Consider the following 19,363-nt stretch of genomic DNA (forward strand, 5'->3'; position numbering starts at 1 on the left):
CGTTTCAGGATGTTACGACTCCAGCTCGTCGAAGAGTTCGCCAACCCGCCGCTCGATATCGTCTCGAATCTCGCGCACTCGTTCGGAATCCTGTCCGTCGGGGTCCGAAAGGTCCCAGTCGCGGGCGTCACCGCGCCACGTCATCGGGCAGATTCCCTCCGCAGAACAACCCATCGTGATGACGATATCCACGTCCATGATTTCGTCTTCGGAAATCGCTCGTGGCGTCTCGTCAGCGAGGTCGATGCCAACTTCGGACATCGTTTCGACGACCACGTCGTGTACGTTGTCGGCGGGGTCAGTCCCACCAGTCACGATGTCGGTTTGGTCTTCGACGCCGCGTCGGTCACGTTCGCGGCGAGCGAATGCAGTCGCCATCTGACTCCGACCGGCGTTCTGGACGCAGACGAACGCGACACGCGTGTGTTCGTTCATTCGCTGTCACCTCGTTCGGCATCGAGCGCGCCGACGAGTCGCTCGGCCAGCGGCGTCGTCCGGTAGTACCGCCACGTCCCGTCTTTGCGGCGCGTGACGAGTCCGGCATCCGTGAGGTCCGAGAGCGCGTGGCTAATCGCGCTCTCGCTCACGTCGAACAGCGGCGTGAGTTCGCAGACACAGAGCTCGCCATCGGCGGCGGCGAGCAGGCGGGTGATGAGATAGCGGGTGTCGTTTCCGAGTGCTTTCATTGCCCCGAGGTCGCGGTCGTACTCGCTCGGAAGCCCATCTTTGAGCGCGGTTAACTCGTCGAGTCGGGCATCGACGTCGGTACTGCAACAAGAACCGACCTCGTCTTCGATGAGGTGGCGAAGTCGTGTCGAGGCGTCTGCCATACCTGCATGGTTGAGCAATCGTTCATATAGTTGTGTCGGCGTGGGCAATTGCACCGAGAAGTCCCGGCTTTTTCCACCGACGATTCGCCCGGTCCGTTCTCGCGCACGCGAGAGGGCGCGCGGGAACAAGCTATGGAATCAAATCAGGAGTATTTTTAACACCGCAATCGTACGACCGCACATATGTTCAAGGCCATCGTGAGTGCCGCGACGCTTCGGGACGCACTCGATTCGGTGAGCGTGCTCGTCGATGAGTGTAAGATTCGACTCAACGAGGAGGGTCTCGCCATCCGTGCGGTCGACCCCGCGAACGTCGGCATGGTCGACCTCGACCTCGATGCAGCAGCGTTCGAATCCTACGAGGCAGACGGCGGCGTCATCGGCGTCAACCTCTCTCGTCTCGAAGAAGTCGCCGGGATGGCAGGTGCTGGCGACCTCATCAATCTCGAACTCGACGAAGAGACGCGAAAGCTCAACATTCGTATCGAAGGTCTCTCGTACACCCTCGCGCTCATCGACCCCGACTCCATCCGGCAGGAACCCGACATTCCGGACCTCGACCTGCCCGCGAACATCATCCTCGAAGGCGTCCACCTCGACCGCGGTATCAAGGCCGCGGATATGGTCTCTGACCACATCCGTCTCCGTGTCGATGCTGGCGAAGAGACGTTCCACATCGAAGCAGAAGGCGACACCGACGACGTCGACCTCTCGCTGCCTCCCGCAGACCTCATCAGCATCGAGGCAGGCTCGGCAGATTCGCTCTTCTCGCTCGACTACCTGAAAGACATGAACAAGGCCATTCCCTCCGACGCCGAGGTCACCATCGAACTCGGCGAAGAGTTCCCGGTCAAACTTCACTACCAAATCGCAGAAGGACTCGGCGACATCACTTACATGCTCGCCCCGCGTATCCAGAGCGACTAAGCGCGCACTCGCGGCTTCTCCGTTTTCCTCTACGCTCGTAGCGACGAGTACTGTGACGACTCACAGTGTCAGTTCTTCGGCGTGTCCGCGGTACTGCGTTCGTCAACGTCCCAGTAGGGAACCCGAACTGTCGCCGTCGTCCCGTCTTCGACATCGAACGCGAGATAGCCACCGAGGGCATCGACCGTCCAGCGAACCGCCCAGAGACCGATGCCGCTACCGTGTTTTAACGGCGATTCGTTCCCCATCTCGACGACCGTCCGCTCGTACTCTGGGACGCCCGGGCCGTCGTCAGTGACGTGAATCGTGAGGGTTCCATCGGCGATAGCAAAGTCGAGGCTGACCGTCGGGTCGTCGCCACCGTGTTCGTACGCGTTTTCGACGAGTTCGCGGACGACCAATCTTGTCGCCGACTCGCTTCCGGAGACGGTGAACGATTCTGGGCCGGTAATCGTCACGGGCGGTGCGTCGAACGCTTCTTGGACATCTCGTGTGGTTTGGCGAATCGCCGCGGCAGCGTCGAACTGCCCACCGTCGTCGATATCGGCCATCACTCGTTCGACGGTTCGGGCTTTCTCGGCGAGCGAAAGCAGGCCGTTCGACCGGCCGCGAATCGTCTCTACTGCCTTTCGGTCACCCGATGGGAGTTTGTCTTCGACCATGTCGGTGTAGCCGATGACGACCGTCATGTCGTTGCGGAGGTTGTGCCGAAGCACACGGTTCAGAACTTCCAACCGTTGACGACGGTGGACGCGCGACGTCACGTCTGAGACACTCACGGTTCGTCCGAGACGGCGGCCGTGCTGGTCGGTGACGGGAGAAATCGTCACCTCGTATGTTCGACTCCGGCGGTTGACCGTCACCTCGGTCAGTTGGCGAGTCGCTTCGAAGTCGATATTTGGAAGCACAGTCGTCACGGGTTGGAGTGCGACCGCAGCGACGTCAATGTCGAGAAGTGACCGCGCAGCGGCGTTCGCATCGACGACTCGGTCTTCACGGTCGAGGACGAGAATCCCGACCGCAACGTCGTCGATGGCGGCGCGACGACCCAATCGACCCGTGGCCGGAGAGAGGCCGAATAGTTGGAATCGATAGAGTGCATATCCGAATGTTGCGCCCGTGACCGCGAGTGCGGCAGGGGTGAAGTTAATCATCTGAAACGGTCCGAGACCGAAGGTGTGAGCGACGTGGGCGATGGTCGGTGCAGTCGAGCCGATTGCGAGCGCGGTCGCCTGCGCCCGATAGTGTGGCAGGCGTTCGACGAGCATCTCGACGACCAAGAGCAGGCCCGTGCCGATGATGACGTACCCGTAGACTGCGTGCAGGTAGTACCACAAATTCGGGTCGAAGTGGACTGTCGCCGCACCGAAAATTGGGTCGAGTCGGTAGTTACTCCACAGCAAATTGTGCTGCGGATTCGTCATCAAGACGCCGAGTGTGACCGCTGGAAACGCGAGTAACCCGGCGATGACCTTGCGCGAAAGAAGTTCGCCGCGGCCCGTATACGAGAGCGCGAACGCGAACCACGCTGGGGCGATAATCGCCTGCGCGAGGTCGATAGGAACCTGAAACCAGAAGCGTCGCCCGAGGTCGAACACGGTGAGTGCGACTGCATACGACCCGGCCCAGAGCGTCGCTGCGAACAATAAGACGGCGAGTGACTTCGACCCCGGTTCGGTCCCCTCACGCCACGCGACAGTCCCGATAGAGAACGACACAATCGCTGCGAGCAGGCACAACACCACGAGGGGAGAGACGACGCCACCCACAAGCACGTCTATGACTCTGAACGCGGTGGCCTAACAGTTGCGGGTATTGAATGTATGGGAATCTGTCACGAAATAGTGGGCCGCGGACGACGAACAATCGTGACGAGAATGGCGACGACCGGAACGAGGAGTATCGCGCCCGCGACGAACGGCGACCAGTAAGCGAGGACGTAGAACACGGCCATCGTCGGCGGTCCAATCGTCCGGCCGAGGCTTCCCGACCCCTGGGTGACCCCGAAGGCATTGCCCTGTCTCTCTGACGACGCGGAGGCCGAGACGAGCGTCGAGAGCGAGACGTTCAGCATGCCGTTGCCGAACGAGAGAAGCGCCCCCACGAGGAGCAATACGAGCAGTTCGGGTGAGAGCCACGCAGGCCCGCTAATCGATGGCAACAGCGATCCGACGTTCGGGGAGAACGGGAGGACGGCGAGCGAGATTGCGAGACAGATCGCGCCGACGACGGCGAGCAAGGCTTCTGCGTATCGCTTTGCGAGTCGGCCGACGACGACACCCTGATTCAACGTCCCAAGGAGTCCGATGTAGGTCAGAAACAGCGCCGTCTCCGTCTCGTTGTAGCCGTAGATGTCGGCTGCATACGGGATGAACATGACCTGCACGCCCGAGAAGGCAACCGAGACGAGGAAGAACGCGACGACCAATCCTCGAAGCGAGTCGTCGGAGAGGGCGTCTCGGAACTGCGAGATGAGCGTCGTCGTCGCCTGTCCAGCAGGACTCCGCTGCCGTTCGGGTTCGCGGAGGAACAAGAACGCAGAGCCGAGGCTCACGAGACTGAACGCCGCGGCGGTGAAACTCGGCAGAGAGAAGCGCGTCGCTGGGATGAAACTCGGCAGTACGTCGCGGGCAGCGGTGACGACCGGCTCAGACGCCATCAATCCGCCGATAGCAGGGCCGAAGATGAATCCAAGCGAGAACGATGCCCCGAGCAAACCGAGCGCGCCAGCGCGGCGCTCGACTGGCGTGATATCTGCGATGTAGGCCTGTGCAGTTGCGATATTGCCACCCATCGCGCCCGCGAGCATCCGCGAGACGAAGAGCGTGGCGACGGCGAACGTCGTCCCGATGACGAGTTCGACTTCCCCAGCGAGGCCGAAGACGGTCCACGCGAGGACGCTCCCGACGAGCGAGAGCATCAAGACCGGCCTGCGCCCGCGTTGGTCCGAGATGCGCCCGAGAATCGGCGCGAAGACGAACTGCATGAGCGAGTAGGAGGCCGCGAGCAGGCCGATGTACACGTCGCTGACGCCGAAACTCCGGACGTAGAACGGCAGAATCGGAATGACGACCCCGAATCCCAAGAGGTCGATAAAGACGATTGCGACGACCACTGCCAGCGCGCGACGCGTGCCGGGTGATGCATCGTCCGAGGGAATCGATGCGTCAGGGGCCGTCGAGGATTCGGGTGAACTCACAACACCTCAATCGTGCGAGAAGTCCCTAACCATTACGCTGTATTCGATTCTCGGTTCACTCGGTATCGAGCGTTTTGGCCGCACGTCGGGCGACGAACCGTCGTGCGAGGACGAGACTCAACAGTCCCAGAGCGACGCCCGCGACGACGTCTGAGACCCAGTGGATACCGAGATACATCGTCGCCGCGGTGATACTGACCGCGAGGAATGCTGCGGTGGCCGCCCACGCAGGATAGTGGTTGCGGGTTAGATAGGCCAATCCTGCGGCGGTGACAGAAAGCGACGTGTGGAGCGACGGGAAGACGTTCGTGTTCGTGTTCACCGCACTGGTGAGAATCTGCGACTGCGGGAAGGTGCTGTACAGCAGTGGTTGCACGAGGTCCGGAATGAGGTTTCGCGGGCCGTAGGAGACGAAGAGAACGTAGAGCAAGAGCCCGAGCGTGTAGTTGAGCGTGTAGGCGACGGCGGTCGTCTGCATCGGTTCGTGGTCTTCGAGTGCGAGGTAGACGATGAAAGGGAAGACCAAGAGGAAGACGTACCCGTAGATGTAGATGAACGAGAAGTAGAGCGTCACAGTCGGTGAGGCGAGCGACTGTAAGTCGGCGACGAGTGCGCCCTCGAAGCGGTGGATGAGTGGTGTGATGTTCCACCCGATGAGCCACGAGATTTCGGGAATGATGTCGCGGACGAGTTTGTTGACGACGAGGACGCCGACGAGAATCCCTAACCACGGTGCCCGCTGGCGAAGGCGTCGAATCGCGTGGCGGCGAGTCTCGGCACGCTGTGAACCGCTGATGAACACCGCCGTTGCGAGTCCGAGTAAGACGAGTTCTCCGAGAAGCACGTACCCCGCGAGGATGAGAAGCGTCGAAACCATCGCACTCACCCGTACACCAATTTACCGCTGTCCGTGTAGCGATACCCGGCGTCTTTGAACCGCTGGCGGGCACGTTCGACGTTCAGTTGGCCGTTCGTTCCGACAAAGGGGAGTTCGGCGTCTTCACCGTTCCATTCCAGGTCAGAGGGGACGAATTTCGTCCCATCGAGGGGACTCGTCGCAGGCGTCGCATAGCCGTCGAAGACCGAATCGACGAGATACTGCTTGTCCAAGAGACTCGCAATCGCGCGCCTGAACCGCGGGTCGCTGAGCGGGGCAGTTCGGACGTTGAACCCGAGGTGATAGAACCCGGTAGAGGGGACGACGTGGAAGTCGAGGTTTTCGGCGCGTCCGATGTCGCGGGCAGACTGCGGGGCGAGCGGTGAGGCAGTCGCGTCCGCGCGGTCTAAGGTGAGCAACTCCACGCAGGCGGCGCTCGATGGAACGTAGTCGAAGCGCAATTGGTCGAACGCGAAGGCGTGTTGATACGGCCCAAGCGGTCCGCTTTCGTCTTCGCTGACGAGGAAGTGTTCGGTGAACGGTTCGAACGAGACGAACGTATCGACCGTCGCATCGGCGAACTGGAACGGGCCGCTTCCAACTGGCCTGGGATTCCCCCACACGAGTGCTTCGGTGATTTGCCGCCCTGTATCGATTCCAGCGACGCTCGCGCGTCTCGCCGTCTCGCGCCAAATGTGTTCGGGGAGAAGCGGGACCGTGAGGGTGTTGACGGCGACTTCGGGACTCGCGTTGGCGAACGAGAGTTCGACCGTCAAGTCGTCGAGGGCGCGCACATCGGAGACGAGCGACGACTCGGTACGGTACATCGGCGCAGGGACGGGTGTGGAAAACTCACCGAGCGAGGTGTCGGCGAGGAACTCGTAGGTGAACACCACGTCCTCGGCAGTGAGGGCTTCGCCGTCGTGCCAGGTCTGGCCGGGTCGAAGCGAGACTGTCACGGAGGGCATGGTGTACTCCGCGGTCTCCCACGACCACGACTCGGCCGCCCACGGCACGAGACTACCATCGACGCGTCGGGCGAGTGAGTCGTAGACGAGGTCTGTCAGCGGGACTCCGCCTCGGAACTCGACCGCAAGCGGGTTTCTGTTTCGTGTCGGGCGGGGGTCTACAATCGTCATCCGCGCGGTGATGAGGTCTGTTTCGGACGAGGGTGTCGTCGTCGTCGCCTCCGGTGCAGACTCGGTGTCGGTCCTCGTCGCCCGTGTCGTCGAGTCCGCTGCCGGTGGCTCAGGGTTCGTCTCCACCGTCTCGCTGTCCCTGATGGCTGGTGGAATCGATGGCGACGTTGCGAGTTCGGCAGGCGTGAGTTGGAGAAAGTCGGTGGCCTTTCCGGTCCACTGCGGGTTCCAGCCAAGGAAACTGGTTGCGCGGGTCGCCCGGATCTCGTCGGGGAAGGCGATGACGGTAAAGGGTTGGTCGCGTGCGATTCTGCGCTGGACGGCCGCGAGCGTCTGTTTTCGGTCACGACCGGACTCCATCGCCTGGGTTTCGAGTAACTCGTCGAGCGAGAGGTCGGAAACGCCGAATGGGTTCTGCCAGCCCGGTTCGACGGCGAACTGCGAGTGTAAGAGAAGTCGGAGGACGTCAGGGTCCGAAAAGCCGGGGAAAGTGCTGATGTAGAGGTCGAACGACTGGTTCAACAGGACGTCACGATAGAGTTCCTCGAGTTCCATGGGGACGAGCGTCGCGTTGATGCCGACGAGACGGAGGTTCTGGGTGAGTACGCGGGCGATACGCGTCGCTGCCGGGTCCGCGTCTGCGGGAAGGGTCTTTACAGACAGTGAAAGCTGTCTCGGGGTCTCACGGTCGAGAGCAGAGCGAACGCGCCGGACACACCCGGTGGTCGCGGCGAGCCCTGCGGCGGCGAGGACCGACCGCCGAGACGGCGTGAAGATAGCGTCGGACATTGGCTCGCAAAGCGTCTTTCGTACCTATTGTCACGCGCCCAAACGTTATCAATCACTGGCTCGCTTCGTGAAAAATAGTCGATTCCCGTGAGTGTCAGCGTGGCACGAATTAACTGTGATAGCGGTCGATGACGCGTTTCGCCGCCGTCGCCTTCTCTTTCCACCCGTATCCGGCGTCGTAGACGTGGCGTTTCTTCTCGACCAGTTCCTCTGGGGTGGCTTCCTCGAATCCGCCACGTTTCCACGTTCCGGTGTCTCGAAGCCACTTGACGACGTTTTCACGGGTTTCGGACCAGGACAGACCTACCATCTCGTACCACGCAATCATAGCGAAGACGGCGTTATCGTGGCATCCGGGGACACTCCCTTTGGTGTAGAGGGTGCGCATCGGTTCGCGTGTCGGTTCGGAGACCTCCTCGCGGAACTCTTCGGCAGTCAGCAGTCGGAGCATGCCCGACTTGGCTTCCGAGATACGCCCGTCGCGTTTGAGACGCGAGAGCGCGGCGTGGTGAATCGACTCCCACTCGCCGGGGCACTCCCGGCGAAGCGTCTTTTCGTCGCACGGACCGCCCGTCAGGACCGAGACGATATCGACGTAGGCGCGTTCGACATCGACCCACGGCATGCCCTCGAACTGGCAGTCGGCATCGTGGAGACTCGTCGTGCTGCGACAGGTCGGACACGGGTAGTCGAAGTACGGCACACCTTCTCTGAAGAAAGGGTCCGTAATAGGTTGTATGATGCGTCCGCACCGTTACGACAGTCACCCTCACCCGAACCATCACCGAATCCGTCGTGTTTATCGGTGGGCACTCGGAACGTGGCGGTATGCGGATGCGCCCGCTCCACGCACGATACCCGTTCTTCACCGCCGCACGGACTGCGGTGGAATCGGCAGACGTTGCGGTTGCGACACTCATCGCCGAAGACGCCCCTGCCGTCGAGCGTGGCGCAGAGCGCGTCGAGCGCGCCCTCATGGAAGGAACGGTGGAAGCCGCCGAACCCTACACGTGGGACACACAAGAAGAACTGCTCTCCTATCCGATTTCGCGGATTCTCGTCTCGCTCGTCGAGACGCCTGCGGCCGTCGATAAGTACGCCCGCTCCGAGGCAAACACCGCCTACGAGCGATTCGTCGCCGACTTCGAAGCGAGTGACGGAGCGAACGACGACACCCGAGCATCGCTCGACGACGTACTCAGGGAGTTCGACCTGAGCGATGCGGTTCGCGCCGAAAACGCACCGCGTGGCCGCGCACCCGAATACTACTGGGTCGATGTCGGCCCGTATCTCACCTTTTCGACACCCGACTGGGGCGACGAGTGGCGACTCGTCAACCGCGCCTTGAACGGTGGAGGCGTCCGAATACAACGCGAAGAACTGTACGAACTCTTGCGTGAGGCCGTCCGTCGTCGCGTCCTCGAAGGCCTCCCCTTTGCCGTTCGCGGCAGCGATGCCGGTGACCAACTCGCCGATGCCCTCGCACCCCACGTCGAACGCCTCGGCAACCTCCTGAGCGACCGGGGCGCAATCAACATCGTCCACACGGAATCGGTCGAGCCCGACCAGTTCCCACCGTGTATGCAAGCACTGCTCGGCCAGGTCGCCGACGGTGAGGACCTCTCGAATCAGGCGACGTTCTCGCTCGCGGCGTTCCTCGTCGGCGTTGGGCTGACGCCCGAAGAGATCGGAGGCATCGTCGGCGACGACCACGCCGAGGCACTCGAAGCACGCGCGACAGTTCTCGTGGACTCCGGTGGCTCGCAGTACGCACCCCCGACCTGTGAGACGATGCAGGCCTACGACCTCTGTGTTGACCGCGACGACCACTGCGACACCATCGCCCACCCGATGATGTACTACCAGACGGCGATGAACGAAGCAGCGACGAGCGACGACTGAGGTGGTTTTTGAGAGCGCCGAGGCTGGAAGAGAGAAGTTCGAGAACGAGAGAAGAGTCGCCGCTTTAGGACGTGCGCGACAGCCAAACGCCGATACCGGCCATCACGAGTACGAACGCTGTGATAGCCCCGATGAGTGCGAGACCGCCCGTCGCGGCCAGTCCACCGGTGTTGTAGACCGAGCCAATCCCAACGATGAGGGCGATGAACACCCCCACCGCGACGATGGAGACGACGATTTTTCGACGCATCTCCGCTTCAATAGCCATGCGACGACGTATCCATGGCCGTTCTAAAAGGGCTTCGATGAGACGACGCCGGTTGGGAGAATTCCACGCGAAACGAGGGTTTAGGTCGCTTCGGCGCGTATGTAAATACGACGGATAGACGCCTGAAAGTGGGTCTTTCGGGCGTTTTACCGCACCACAACCATGACGCACACTGCACACACACCCGCGTCGATTCGCCGCCCGGTGCGACAGAAGACAACCCTTCCAGCCGACGGCTTGACCGGCCGCGCTCGCCGTGCGCGAACCGAACCGATGGCCGTCAGGCCGCTTCGAGACGGCCGCTACGTCGTCGAAACAAAGGGTGGAACCTACGTCGTCGATATCGACGAGCGAACCTGCACCTGTCCAGACAACGCCATCCGACACGCGCGATGCAAGCACCTCCGCCGCGTCGCCATCGAAATTACGCTCGGTGAGATACCCTTGCCAGGCGAGAAGAGCGCGACCTGTGCTGTCTGTGGGTCGAAGACGTTCGTCTCGATGGACTTCCACGGGCCTGCACTCTGTCCCGACCACGAACACCGACCCGGTGACCTCGTCCGCGACCGCGAAAGCGGCGGCCTCCTCGTCGTGACGCGCCGCCTCCACACCCGCGCAGACGAGACGCCCACGCCGACAGGGAAACTCGTCTCGGAGTACGAGACGAACCAAGAATACGGCGACCACGAACCGGTGTTCGAAGCCATCTATCTCGAATCAGTTCGTGCGACGGCGAACCTCGGGGCCCTCGAACACCAGCGTGCCTACCGATTCCCGGCTTCTCGGCTTCGCCGTGTAGAGCGCCAATTTATTCGACCTCGTGCGACAGAATCCGCCGCCGCGCTGGCCTGAGTAAAAACGAGACGTTACAGGTCGCCCAAGCGCGTCTGCGTCGAGTCGCCGACGAACGTATCGAAGTGCTCGCCCTCTGCGAGTGCGGTTTCTTTCTTCACTCGATAGTTTCCACCATCGGTCACATAGAGGTCGCCGGGGTGGAAGAAGTACCAATCCTCGCGGTCGAATCGAACCGCGATACGGGCTTTCGCGCCGAAGTTCTGCGAGAAGTAAATCAGGGCTTCGACCTCTTCGCCGGTGAGATAGATAGGCCGACCGCTGGAGGCCTTCGCTTCGATTGCGTAGAACACCTCGCCGTTCCCTGCGAGTACGTCGGGGAGTTCGCGCGTCGTCGCACTACCCGATGCAGGTGCCCGCATGACCGCGAATCCGGCCTCGTCGAGTTTGTTGACGAGTTCGCGCTCTCGTCGGTCGCCCTTTCTGTTCGAGGACATACTCGTGAGTCTGCCGCCCCCGTTCTTAAATTGGGCGACCGCAAGCGCGTCGTCCCATTATTCTCAGAACCAAGATTGTCATCCAAAGAGTAACTATCTAGCCTTGTGAAGAAGTGGCACAAATGGCGGGGGTTCGAGGGAGTGATATCAAGCCGGAGGGCTTCGTTATCGCACTGATTGGGTTTATCGCAACGCGATACACGGTCCTTGAGTCGGTCGAACCGAGTGCGACACTCGGACAGTTCGTCCTCGGACAGGGTGTGTTTCTGACTCTCGGGATGGGGTTGACGGTGTTCGGAATGGGACTCGCAGTGAGTTCCTACGACGGCAGATTCGTGAGAACGGTCGCCATCTGGAGCGTCCTCGGAACGGTCTCGATGGTCGCCGTGTTGGGATTCACCTTCGTCGGTATCGGCGACGGACTCATGCTGAGCGAACTCACTCGGTCGGCGCTCGTCGCAAACGTACTCATCGCAGGTGCAATTGGCGGCGTCCTCACCGGCATCCGTGCCGCGACAACGAACAAACACCGCCAAGAGTTAGCCGCACAAGCAGACCGACTGACCGTCCTCAATCGTATCCTGCGCCACGAGGTACTGAACAAAGTGAACGTCATTCGCGGCTATGCCGACCTCGGTACCACCGACACCGCCGCGAACGCGTCGAGTCTCCAGGTCATCCAGCGAAACGCCGACCGAATCGACACCTCGATTTCCGAACTTCGAGCTATCGTCGGCCCTGTGGACGAGCGACCGGTTTCGACCAACGTGAAGACGGCCGTCACGAACGCCGCCCAAGAGGTTCGTAGCCACTATCCGAACTCTCGGGTTTCGCTCGATGTGGCCGACGAGACCGTGCGCGTCCTCGCCGACGCACACCTCGATATGGCACTGACACACCTCATCGAGAACGCTATCGTCCACGCCGAAACCGAGTCGCCACAGGTGGATATCGGCGTCACAGTGACCACAGATGCAGTCACAATCGACATCGCCGACGAAGGACCGGGCGTCCCCGACCGAATCGCCGCCGTCGTCGAAGACCGTGACCTACCAGAGTACGACGACCCGACGATGGGCTTTGGACTCACGCTCGTCCGATTGCTCGTCGCCGACAAGTACGGCGGCGACGTCGAAATCGACAGTTCGGATTCAGGGTCGGTCGTGAGAGTCACGCTCACCCGCCCCGGCGAGAACGGCGTCATCGACACCACAACCCAGTACGGTGTACCACCGTGGGTTCTCGGCGTGACAGCCATCGCAGGGATCGTCGCGGGTGTCGTGATGGGAGTGGTCTTCCAACTCATCACGGGGTCGCTCGCCGTCATCGGCGTCCTCTACGGCGTCATGAACGGTGGTGTCGGGTGGGTGATGCACCTCTTCCACAGCGTCGTCTTCGGCGTCCTCTTCGCCGTCGCCGTCGTACGTCGGAATCCACGCGGCGTCATCCGAAGCCCTCTCAAAATGGCCGCCCTCGGCACTGGCTACGGGGTGTTTCTGTCGTTCTTCGCCGCAGGGGTCATCATGCCGCTATGGCTCCAAGCCGTCGGAATTCCCGCACCACTGCCGAGTCTTTCGCTGCCGGGAGTGTTCGCACACATCGTGTGGGGTGCAGTGTTCGGTGGCGTGTTCGGTCTCGGGATTTCTGCCCGGCGGTAGTGCCATCAAACCTATACGATTCGACTGGTTTGGCGCGAATATGAACCGCCAAAACTGGCGTGCATTCGGTCTCCTCGTCCTCGGTGTCGCCCTGCTGGCGAACCCCCTCTATCTCTATCCCGAGTCGGTCTCGTACGAAACCGAACTTACCTACGAAGCCGAAGAGACGGCGCGAATCCCCAAGCAAGCAGAGACGTGGACGGATATCAAATGGTGCTACGGTGCGACTTCGACGCGCGAGTGTGGGGTTGCGGCGGCCCTCACAGACGGCGACTCGCTCCGCGTCCCACTCGACCACGACAGAACACTCGACGAACCGCTTCCGAACGACTACGACTACGTTCGCATCGACGGCCAATATTACGAACCGGTCGAATCAATCGAAAACAGCACACTCGTCATCGAACTCGAACCAGTCGCGGACGAAACCGTGCGGAATGCGGCCGCAGAGGAGTACGCCGACGCGCGTTCGTTCGCCCGTTCGGCAATCGAAAACGGCTCTGCGACCGTCATCGAAGACGAGGTGTACGACAGTGGGACGCTGTTCATCGAGCGCGGCGGAACCTACTACAAAGTGAGTCCCGTCGAGAGCGAGCGCCGACCGACTGGATGGGGGTGGAAAGAACCATCCAGACTCCACCTCGACGCCATGCGATTGACCGCGTGGATTGGCGGTATCGCCTGTCTCTGGCGCGCAGGTGAGTGGACCGAACGCGGGCGGCAGGCCGCAGAATCGACCCAGCGACGTCGCTCCTGACTCGACGACGTCGCTATCGAACGCTAAAAACGAAAAATCGGGAGTCGATTACGTCCCGTGCGCCCAACTATTCATGTATTCGGACTGCTCGTCGGTGAGCGAGTCGAATTCGATTCCCTCTGCGGCGAGTTTGATTTCGGCGACTTCGCGGTCCAGTTCGTCGGGCACGTCGTGGACACCAGCGTCGTAGGCGTCTGCGTTTTCGACGAGTTCGCGGACGACGACTGCCTGCACGCCGAAGGACTGGTCCATCACTTCGACCGGGTGGCCGAGCGAGATGGGTGCGGCGAGGTTGACGAGGCGACCCTCGGCGAGGACGTTGAGGCGGCGGCCGTCTGCCATCTCGTAGGCGTCCACACCGTCGCGTGCTTCGTACTCGTCCACGGCGAGGTCCGAGAGTTCCTCGAGGTTGATTTCGATGTCGAAGTGACCGGCGTTGGCGAGGAGGACGCCGTCTTTCATGTTCTCGAAGTGGTCACGGGTGATGACGTCGCGGTTGCCGGTGGTCGTGATGAACACGTCGCCGACTTTCGCGGCCTCGGCCATCGGCATGACCTCGTAGCCTTCCATGTGTGCTTCGAGCGCGCGACGTGAATCGACTTCCGTGACGATGACGTTCGCGTTCTGTCCGGCGGCCTTCTTGGCGACACCTTTGCCACAGTGACCGTAGCCAGCGACGACGAGGTTCTTCCCGGCGTAAGAGAGGTTGGTCGTCATGGCGATGGTCGCCAGCGACGACTCGCCAGTGCCGTGGATGTTGTCGAACAGGCGCTTCATCGGCGTGTCGTTGACGGCGAAGACGGGGTATTTCAACTCTCCGTCGGCGTCCATCGCGCGCAGGCGGTGGACGCCCGTCGTGGTCTCTTCTGCGCCGCCGACGATGGTCTCGATGAGTTCGGGGTACTCCTCGTGGATGGTGAAGACCATGTCCATGCCGTCGTCCACGGTGATGGTCGGTTCGTGCGAGACGACCGCGTCGATAGCGGCGTAGTAGCCGTCGTCGTCGACGCCGCGAACGGCGTAGGAGGTGATGTCGTCGTTCGCGTCGAGTGCGGCAGACACGTCGTTGTGGGTCGAAAGCGGGTTACACCCAGTGATGGCGACTTCTGCGCCACCGAGGGCCAGAAGTTCGACCAAGTTTGCCGTCTTCGCTTCGACGTGCATGGCCATTCCGATGACTTCACCGTCGAGCGGTTTGTTCGCCTCGAACTGCTCGCGCAGTTCTTGCAGGATGGGCATGTGCTGGAGTGCCCAGTCCATCTTGCGGCGTCCCTCTTTTCGAGCGGCCTCGACATCGTCGAGATGCTCGGTGATGGGAGCGTAGTGTTCGCTCATACAGGCGATTCGAAGAGGGTTCCGAAAACCCTACCGAAGAAAAATCACTCAGACGCGCTCGAAGAGTTCGGTTGCAGCGTCGCGGGCACGGGCTTTGACCGCTTCTTCGTCCAGCGTCAGCACCTCTCGGTCGCGCATGAGAACCTGCCCGTCACATACGGTGTGGCGAACGTCAGACCCACGGACGGCGTAAGCGAGGTGGCTGACGAGATTGTTCGCGGGGGTGAGGTGCGGTGCGTCGAGGTCGATAACTGCGATATCGGCGACTGCACCGACTTCGAGGCGGCCACCGGGGAGGCCGATTACGTCGGCAGACCCGGCAGTTGCCATGCGAACCACGTCGGAGGCGGCGACTGCGCTCGCGTCGTTGCTGGCGAGTTTGCCGAGCATCGCGGCGTCGCGCATCTCGTCGAAGAGGTCAAGGTCGTTGTTCGATGCCGCGCCGTCGGTCCCGAGACCGACCGTGACACCAGCATCGAGCATGTCCTGAATCGGGGCCATGCCGGAGGCGAGTTTCATGTTCGAGGCCGGGCAGTGGACGACACCCGTTCCCGACTCGGCGAGCAAGTCGATTTCTTCTGCGTCGGTGTGGACGCCGTGAGCAATAAAATCAGCCTCGGTGAGCATACCCAACTCCTCGGCGTAAGCGAGAGGGCGCTCGTCGCGTTCTTCGACGATTGGGTCTACTTCGTCGGTCGTCTCGTTGGCGTGGTAGTGGACCGAGATGCCCTCTTCGTGCGCCGTCGAAGCGAGTTCTCGGAGATACTCCTCGCCGACCGTCGTCAGCGAGTGGGGCATGACTGCGGTGTGGATACGACCCTCGGCGGCCCCGTCGAACTCGCGGGCGATCTCGAGGGACTCGTCGGCGTCGTCCCACGCGTCCGCTTCGTCCTTGCCGATGGTGACGACACCGTGGCCGATTCGCGCGCGAACGCCCGATTCCTCGACGGCGGCGGCGACTTCAGGAACCTCGAAATACATGTCGGCGAACGCTGTGGTGCCGGATTTGATCATCTCCAGAATACCGAGTTCGGTTCCAATGCGCACGTCCTCGGGCGTGAGCGCGGCCTCTGCGGGCCAAATGTCTTCTTGGAGCCACCGACCGAGCGGTTTGTCGTCGGCGTGCCCACGGAGCAACGTCATCGCGGCATGGCAGTGTGCGTTGACCAGACCGGGCATGACGAGACAGTCCTCGGCGTCGAGCGTTTCTGTGGCGTCGGCGTCAATCTCGGTTCCAATTTCGAGAATCGTCCCCTCGTCTCGGTCGACGAGTAGGTCCGCCGATTCGACCGTCATATCGGGTCGGAGCACCTGCCCACCCGTAATGCGAAGCGTGTTCATACAAGGCGTTCTGTGGCGGGCGTCGTGAATCCACCGTCTCGGCCGCGTTGACCGTTTCTCGGAAGTTGGGAACGAGCCTCCCTACTTACTTTTCATAATTTGCTACCGGTCAGTATCGACTCCGTTCGACTCCGAATCGGGGTATCAGCACCATGACCGAGACACGCACCCTCGTCGCCGAGTATATCACGCACAATCCGGGCGTCCACTTCAACGAACTCGTTCGCTCGCTCGACCTTGCACCAGGCCAAGTCCAACACCACATTCGCCGGTTGATTGCAGACGGCGCTGTCGAACGCCGAGAGTTCTACGGCCGGACCCACTACTTCGAACCGGGGTTCAATTCGTGGGAGCGCGGCGTCCTCGCGCTCGTCGGCCGCGACACTGCTCGCGCAATTCTCGGACACGTACTCGAACACGGTGAGGCACGCCCCGGCGACGTGGCCGACGAAATCGGCGTCGCACGAAGCACGCTCGAATGGCATCTCGACCACCTCGTCGAGTGCGATATCGTCTGCAAGAAGCGCGATCTTCACAATCACGTCACACTCGAACTCACGCACCCGGACCGGACCGCACACCTCCTCGAATCTGTCTCTCCATCGCTTCCCGAACCGTTCGTAGAGCAGTTCGACCGTATGCTCAGTGCCGCCATCGAAGGATAGCTGAGACGTATTCTCGTTGTCTGTGGCGAAAGCCAGTTACCCCCTGAGTGTGAGAATCGAGTATGCGAATTGCCGTGCCCAACAAGGGCCGTCTTCACGAGCCAACGATTCAACTCCTCGAACGCGCCGGTCTCCACCTCGACAATGGGGCCGAACGAAAACTCTACGCCGGAACGGTCGACCCCGAGGTGACCGTCCTCTTCGCTCGCGCCGCCGACATCCCCGAATACATCCGCGACGGTGCCGCCGAAGTCGGGATTACTGGACTGGACCAAGTAAGTGAATCCGGACACGAACTCGCCGACCTCCTCGACCTCGAATACGGGAAGTGCCGACTGGTCCTCGCTGCCCCCGAAGACGGTGATATCGAGTCGCCCGAAGACGTCGAAGGAAAGGTCGTCGCTACCGAGTTCCCGCACATCGCGCGAACCTACTTCGAAGGAGAAGGCATCGACGCCGAAGTCGTGGAAGTCACGGGTGCGACAGAACTGACCCCGCACGTCGAGATGGCCGATGCAATCATCGACATCACCTCGACGGGGACGACGCTTCGGGTGAATCGCCTCGGTATCATCGACGAAGTACTCTCGTCGTCGGTTCGACTCTTCGCCCACCCCGACGTCGTGGACGACCCGAAGGTCGAACAACTCGTCATGGCGCTCGAATCCGTCCTCACTGCCGAGGGCAAACGCTACCTGATGATGAACGCTCCACGTGACCGACTGGACGACGTGCGCGAAGTCATCCCCGGACTCGGCGGGCCGACGGTGATGGACGTGGCCGGAAACGATACGGTCGCCGTTCACGCCGTCGTCAACGAACGTGACGTGTTCGAAGTCGTCACTGAGTTGAAGAACGTCGGTGCGAGCGGGATTCTCGTCACCGAAATCGAGCGTCTCGTCGAATAAGTCGGGCCTTTCTCGGTTTATCTCGTATCTCTCTACACTGGCGCGCTCGTGAGGATGACGAGCAGGCCGAAGAGGACCACGCCGATGATGACAGAGACGATGAAGTGGATGAAGACGACGTAGGCAGACAGCCGATTCGGTTGGCCGTGTAAGAACCGCACGAGGACGAAATCGAGTACGAGCGCGACGCCGAGTGCGAGAAACGAGTTGAGGCCGAACGTGGTGGAGACCACTGCAACTGCCGCAATCGCTGGACCGATGGCGAATGCTTTCTTCACCTCGACGTCGCCGAGGACGTTCCGTGCGGCGATGTGAGCAGTAAGAGAGAGAAACAGCGCAAACAACGCAAAGGTTCCCGCAACGGCGAGAACCGTCGTATTAGAACCGGCCGTCTGCAAGGCGAGCGCGTCCATACCGCCATCTTGGACGCGACGAACTTAGGTGCAGTCGATTCGGGTTCGAACTTAGAAACTTCCGTTGAGGAGACCGAGTTCCGAGAGGCGCTCAGAGATAACATCGACGGCCTCTTCGGCGTCTTTCGGCTGTTTGCCGCCCGTGATGACGAGTTTCCCCGACCCAAAGAGCAGTGCGACGACGCTCGGTTCGTCGATTCGGTAGACGAGACCCGGGAACTGCTCGGGTTCGTACTCGATATTTTCGAGTCCAAGCCCGATCGCGATAGCATTGAGGTTGAGACTCACACCGAGGTCGGCACTCGTCACGATGTTTTGGACGGTGATTTCGGGGTCCTCATCGACGGGAATCTGGAGTTCGCGGAGTTTGTCGAAGACGATTTCGAGACTCTCGTGAACGGCGTCTGTTGACTTCGCGCCCGTACAGACGATTTTACCGGAGCGGAAGATGAGGGCCGCAGATTTGGGCTCTTGCGTTCGGTAGACGAGACCCGGGAACTGTTCGGGGTCGTAATCTGCACCTTCGAGGTCCATCGCCACACTCTGTAAGTCGAGTTCTTGGCCGATTCCCGTGGAGGCGACGACGTTTTCGATATTGATTGTGTCCTTCGGGTCGGTCATATACCAATTTAAGTCACGTATTTAACGTTTAAAAAGATTGGTGCGGTAACCTGACAGGTTTGGTGTAACAGAAGACGAGGAATTCACAGACGGTGACGAATGACGTGCAGATTTTTTCCCGTGACAACGATGCCGAGAAGTGTCAGCGCGAGTGGAACAGCAACGCGCGCAAATGCGGGCTTGACCAACCAGTAGACAGCGAAAAAGAGCCCAACTGAGATGAGCTTCAACACGGCGAAAGACGCGGGGCCAGGGTCACCGCCAGAGAGCAGTCGCACGATTGGATTGCCTTCCTGAATACCGGCCATCTTGACGCCGACGACGGTGGTGAGGTAGTCGCCAACCCCGTAGGTGAGAACCGCCGCGCCCCACAACATCGTGTCGAGTGAAGCCATGCAGGAGGATGCAAAGCCGATTAGATAACTCTCACTGTCGGCTCAGCAGG

General features: G+C 61.2%; 21 protein-coding genes. 7 read left to right on the forward strand and 14 right to left on the reverse strand.

Features of this window, described 5'->3' with window-relative positions; translation table 11 throughout:
* Positions 1–12 precede the first annotated feature (12 nt).
* A complete protein-coding gene (locus ACK509_RS08060; protein WP_410765970.1) occupies positions 13–435 on the reverse strand; it encodes a low molecular weight phosphatase family protein in 423 nt (140 codons plus the stop codon).
* A complete protein-coding gene (locus ACK509_RS08065) occupies positions 432–830 on the reverse strand; it encodes an ArsR/SmtB family transcription factor (protein ID WP_410765971.1) in 399 nt (132 codons plus the stop codon). The genes ACK509_RS08060 and ACK509_RS08065 overlap by 4 nt, the downstream gene beginning before the upstream one ends.
* Positions 831–1,013: 183 nt before the next feature.
* Between ACK509_RS08065 and ACK509_RS08070 the strand changes: the two genes are divergently transcribed.
* Positions 1,014–1,757 carry a DNA polymerase sliding clamp gene (locus tag ACK509_RS08070; RefSeq protein ID WP_410765972.1) on the forward strand — a complete coding sequence of 248 codons (744 nt, stop codon included), beginning with the start codon at positions 1,014–1,016 and terminating at the stop codon, positions 1,755–1,757.
* A 68-nt stretch (positions 1,758–1,825) separates the two neighbouring features.
* Here ACK509_RS08070 and ACK509_RS08075 read toward each other — a convergent pair whose 3' ends face one another.
* From ACK509_RS08075 to ACK509_RS08095, 5 genes are all read right to left on the reverse strand, one after another.
* Positions 1,826–3,532 (reverse strand): histidine kinase N-terminal 7TM domain-containing protein, encoded by a 1,707-nt coding sequence (locus ACK509_RS08075; protein WP_410765973.1) that lies wholly within the window; start codon positions 3,530–3,532, stop codon positions 1,826–1,828.
* 59 nt (positions 3,533–3,591) lie between these two features.
* On the reverse strand, positions 3,592–4,956 hold the full coding sequence (locus tag ACK509_RS08080; protein WP_410765974.1) for an MFS transporter: 1,365 nt from the start codon (positions 4,954–4,956) through the stop codon (positions 3,592–3,594).
* Between the two features lie 55 nt (positions 4,957–5,011).
* Positions 5,012–5,833, reverse strand: coding sequence for a phosphatase PAP2 family protein (locus ACK509_RS08085; protein ID WP_410765975.1), 822 nt, complete (start codon positions 5,831–5,833; stop codon positions 5,012–5,014).
* A 5-nt stretch (positions 5,834–5,838) separates the two neighbouring features.
* A complete protein-coding gene (locus tag ACK509_RS08090; protein ID WP_410765976.1) occupies positions 5,839–7,761 on the reverse strand; it encodes an ABC transporter substrate-binding protein in 1,923 nt (640 codons plus the stop codon).
* 109 nt (positions 7,762–7,870) lie between these two features.
* Positions 7,871–8,464 (reverse strand): hypothetical protein, encoded by a 594-nt coding sequence (locus ACK509_RS08095; protein WP_410765977.1) that lies wholly within the window; start codon positions 8,462–8,464, stop codon positions 7,871–7,873.
* A 131-nt stretch (positions 8,465–8,595) separates the two neighbouring features.
* Between ACK509_RS08095 and ACK509_RS08100 the strand changes: the two genes are divergently transcribed.
* Positions 8,596–9,663 (forward strand): DNA primase, encoded by a 1,068-nt coding sequence (locus ACK509_RS08100; RefSeq protein WP_410766266.1) that lies wholly within the window; start codon positions 8,596–8,598, stop codon positions 9,661–9,663.
* Positions 9,664–9,727: 64 nt separating this feature from the next.
* Here the strand turns inward: ACK509_RS08100 and ACK509_RS08105 are convergent, their stop codons facing one another.
* Complete coding sequence (locus ACK509_RS08105) at positions 9,728–9,931, reverse strand: hypothetical protein (protein WP_390225053.1); 204 nt, start codon at positions 9,929–9,931, stop codon at positions 9,728–9,730.
* Between the two features lie 204 nt (positions 9,932–10,135).
* Here ACK509_RS08105 and ACK509_RS08110 point away from each other — a divergent pair, with 204 nt between their 5' ends.
* On the forward strand, positions 10,136–10,783 hold the full coding sequence (locus ACK509_RS08110) for an SWIM zinc finger domain-containing protein (RefSeq protein ID WP_410766267.1): 648 nt from the start codon (positions 10,136–10,138) through the stop codon (positions 10,781–10,783).
* Positions 10,784–10,797: 14 nt separating this feature from the next.
* On the opposite strand, the gene hjc is transcribed toward ACK509_RS08110, so the two are convergent.
* A complete protein-coding gene (gene hjc / locus ACK509_RS08115) occupies positions 10,798–11,220 on the reverse strand; it encodes a Holliday junction resolvase Hjc (protein ID WP_410765978.1) in 423 nt (140 codons plus the stop codon).
* 122 nt (positions 11,221–11,342) lie between these two features.
* On the opposite strand from hjc, the gene ACK509_RS08120 reads away from it, so the two are divergent.
* Together ACK509_RS08120 and ACK509_RS08125 are read left to right on the forward strand one after the other, a co-directional pair.
* Entirely contained in the window at positions 11,343–12,878 is a 1,536-nt protein-coding gene (locus ACK509_RS08120) for an ATP-binding protein (RefSeq protein ID WP_410765979.1), read from the forward strand.
* 40 nt (positions 12,879–12,918) lie between these two features.
* Positions 12,919–13,635, forward strand: coding sequence for a hypothetical protein (locus ACK509_RS08125; protein WP_410765980.1), 717 nt, complete (start codon positions 12,919–12,921; stop codon positions 13,633–13,635).
* A 48-nt stretch (positions 13,636–13,683) separates the two neighbouring features.
* On the opposite strand, the gene ACK509_RS08130 is transcribed toward ACK509_RS08125, so the two are convergent.
* Both ACK509_RS08130 and ACK509_RS08135 read right to left on the reverse strand, forming a co-directional pair.
* Positions 13,684–14,970 (reverse strand): adenosylhomocysteinase, encoded by a 1,287-nt coding sequence (locus ACK509_RS08130; RefSeq protein ID WP_410765981.1) that lies wholly within the window; start codon positions 14,968–14,970, stop codon positions 13,684–13,686.
* Between the two features lie 48 nt (positions 14,971–15,018).
* Positions 15,019–16,311 (reverse strand): amidohydrolase, encoded by a 1,293-nt coding sequence (locus ACK509_RS08135; protein WP_410765982.1) that lies wholly within the window; start codon positions 16,309–16,311, stop codon positions 15,019–15,021.
* A gap of 152 nt (positions 16,312–16,463) precedes the next feature.
* Here ACK509_RS08135 and ACK509_RS08140 point away from each other — a divergent pair, with 152 nt between their 5' ends.
* Positions 16,464–16,976 carry a winged helix-turn-helix transcriptional regulator gene (locus ACK509_RS08140; RefSeq protein WP_410765983.1) on the forward strand — a complete coding sequence of 171 codons (513 nt, stop codon included), beginning with the start codon at positions 16,464–16,466 and terminating at the stop codon, positions 16,974–16,976.
* A 62-nt stretch (positions 16,977–17,038) separates the two neighbouring features.
* Positions 17,039–17,884: an ATP phosphoribosyltransferase gene (gene hisG, locus ACK509_RS08145; protein ID WP_410765984.1), complete on the forward strand. Its 846-nt coding sequence runs from the start codon at positions 17,039–17,041 to the stop codon at positions 17,882–17,884.
* Between the two features lie 32 nt (positions 17,885–17,916).
* On the opposite strand, the gene ACK509_RS08150 is transcribed toward hisG, so the two are convergent.
* From ACK509_RS08150 to ACK509_RS08160, 3 genes are all read right to left on the reverse strand, one after another.
* Positions 17,917–18,297 (reverse strand): hypothetical protein, encoded by a 381-nt coding sequence (locus ACK509_RS08150; RefSeq protein WP_410765985.1) that lies wholly within the window; start codon positions 18,295–18,297, stop codon positions 17,917–17,919.
* A gap of 51 nt (positions 18,298–18,348) precedes the next feature.
* A complete protein-coding gene (locus ACK509_RS08155) occupies positions 18,349–18,918 on the reverse strand; it encodes a TATA-box-binding protein (RefSeq protein ID WP_410765986.1) in 570 nt (189 codons plus the stop codon).
* An 83-nt stretch (positions 18,919–19,001) separates the two neighbouring features.
* On the reverse strand, positions 19,002–19,313 hold the full coding sequence (locus ACK509_RS08160) for a DUF5658 family protein (RefSeq protein WP_410765987.1): 312 nt from the start codon (positions 19,311–19,313) through the stop codon (positions 19,002–19,004).
* Positions 19,314–19,363: the final 50 nt, after the last annotated feature.

Origin of the sequence: Haloferax sp. DFSO60, from assembly GCF_046557615.1 — an archaeon.
Classification (GTDB): Archaea; Halobacteriota; Halobacteria; order Halobacteriales; family Haloferacaceae; genus Haloferax.

Coding starts and splice junctions, on each gene's coding strand:
- ACK509_RS08060 (WP_410765970.1), bottom strand. CDS start 435: ATGAACGAACACACGCGTGTCGCGTTCGTCTGCGTCCAGAACGCCGGT.
- ACK509_RS08065 (WP_410765971.1), bottom strand. CDS start 830: ATGGCAGACGCCTCGACACGACTTCGCCACCTCATCGAAGACGAGGTC.
- ACK509_RS08070 (WP_410765972.1), top strand. CDS start 1,014: ATGTTCAAGGCCATCGTGAGTGCCGCGACGCTTCGGGACGCACTCGAT.
- ACK509_RS08085 (WP_410765975.1), bottom strand. CDS start 5,833: ATGGTTTCGACGCTTCTCATCCTCGCGGGGTACGTGCTTCTCGGAGAA.
- ACK509_RS08090 (WP_410765976.1), bottom strand. CDS start 7,761: ATGTCCGACGCTATCTTCACGCCGTCTCGGCGGTCGGTCCTCGCCGCC.
- ACK509_RS08100 (WP_410766266.1), top strand. CDS start 8,596: ATGCGCCCGCTCCACGCACGATACCCGTTCTTCACCGCCGCACGGACT.
- ACK509_RS08105 (WP_390225053.1), bottom strand. CDS start 9,931: ATGGCTATTGAAGCGGAGATGCGTCGAAAAATCGTCGTCTCCATCGTC.
- hjc (WP_410765978.1), bottom strand. CDS start 11,220: ATGTCCTCGAACAGAAAGGGCGACCGACGAGAGCGCGAACTCGTCAAC.
- ACK509_RS08120 (WP_410765979.1), top strand. CDS start 11,343: ATGGCGGGGGTTCGAGGGAGTGATATCAAGCCGGAGGGCTTCGTTATC.
- ACK509_RS08125 (WP_410765980.1), top strand. CDS start 12,919: ATGAACCGCCAAAACTGGCGTGCATTCGGTCTCCTCGTCCTCGGTGTC.
- ACK509_RS08130 (WP_410765981.1), bottom strand. CDS start 14,970: ATGAGCGAACACTACGCTCCCATCACCGAGCATCTCGACGATGTCGAG.
- ACK509_RS08135 (WP_410765982.1), bottom strand. CDS start 16,311: ATGAACACGCTTCGCATTACGGGTGGGCAGGTGCTCCGACCCGATATG.
- ACK509_RS08140 (WP_410765983.1), top strand. CDS start 16,464: ATGACCGAGACACGCACCCTCGTCGCCGAGTATATCACGCACAATCCG.
- hisG (WP_410765984.1), top strand. CDS start 17,039: ATGCGAATTGCCGTGCCCAACAAGGGCCGTCTTCACGAGCCAACGATT.
- ACK509_RS08150 (WP_410765985.1), bottom strand. CDS start 18,297: ATGGACGCGCTCGCCTTGCAGACGGCCGGTTCTAATACGACGGTTCTC.
- ACK509_RS08155 (WP_410765986.1), bottom strand. CDS start 18,918: ATGACCGACCCGAAGGACACAATCAATATCGAAAACGTCGTCGCCTCC.
- ACK509_RS08160 (WP_410765987.1), bottom strand. CDS start 19,313: ATGGCTTCACTCGACACGATGTTGTGGGGCGCGGCGGTTCTCACCTAC.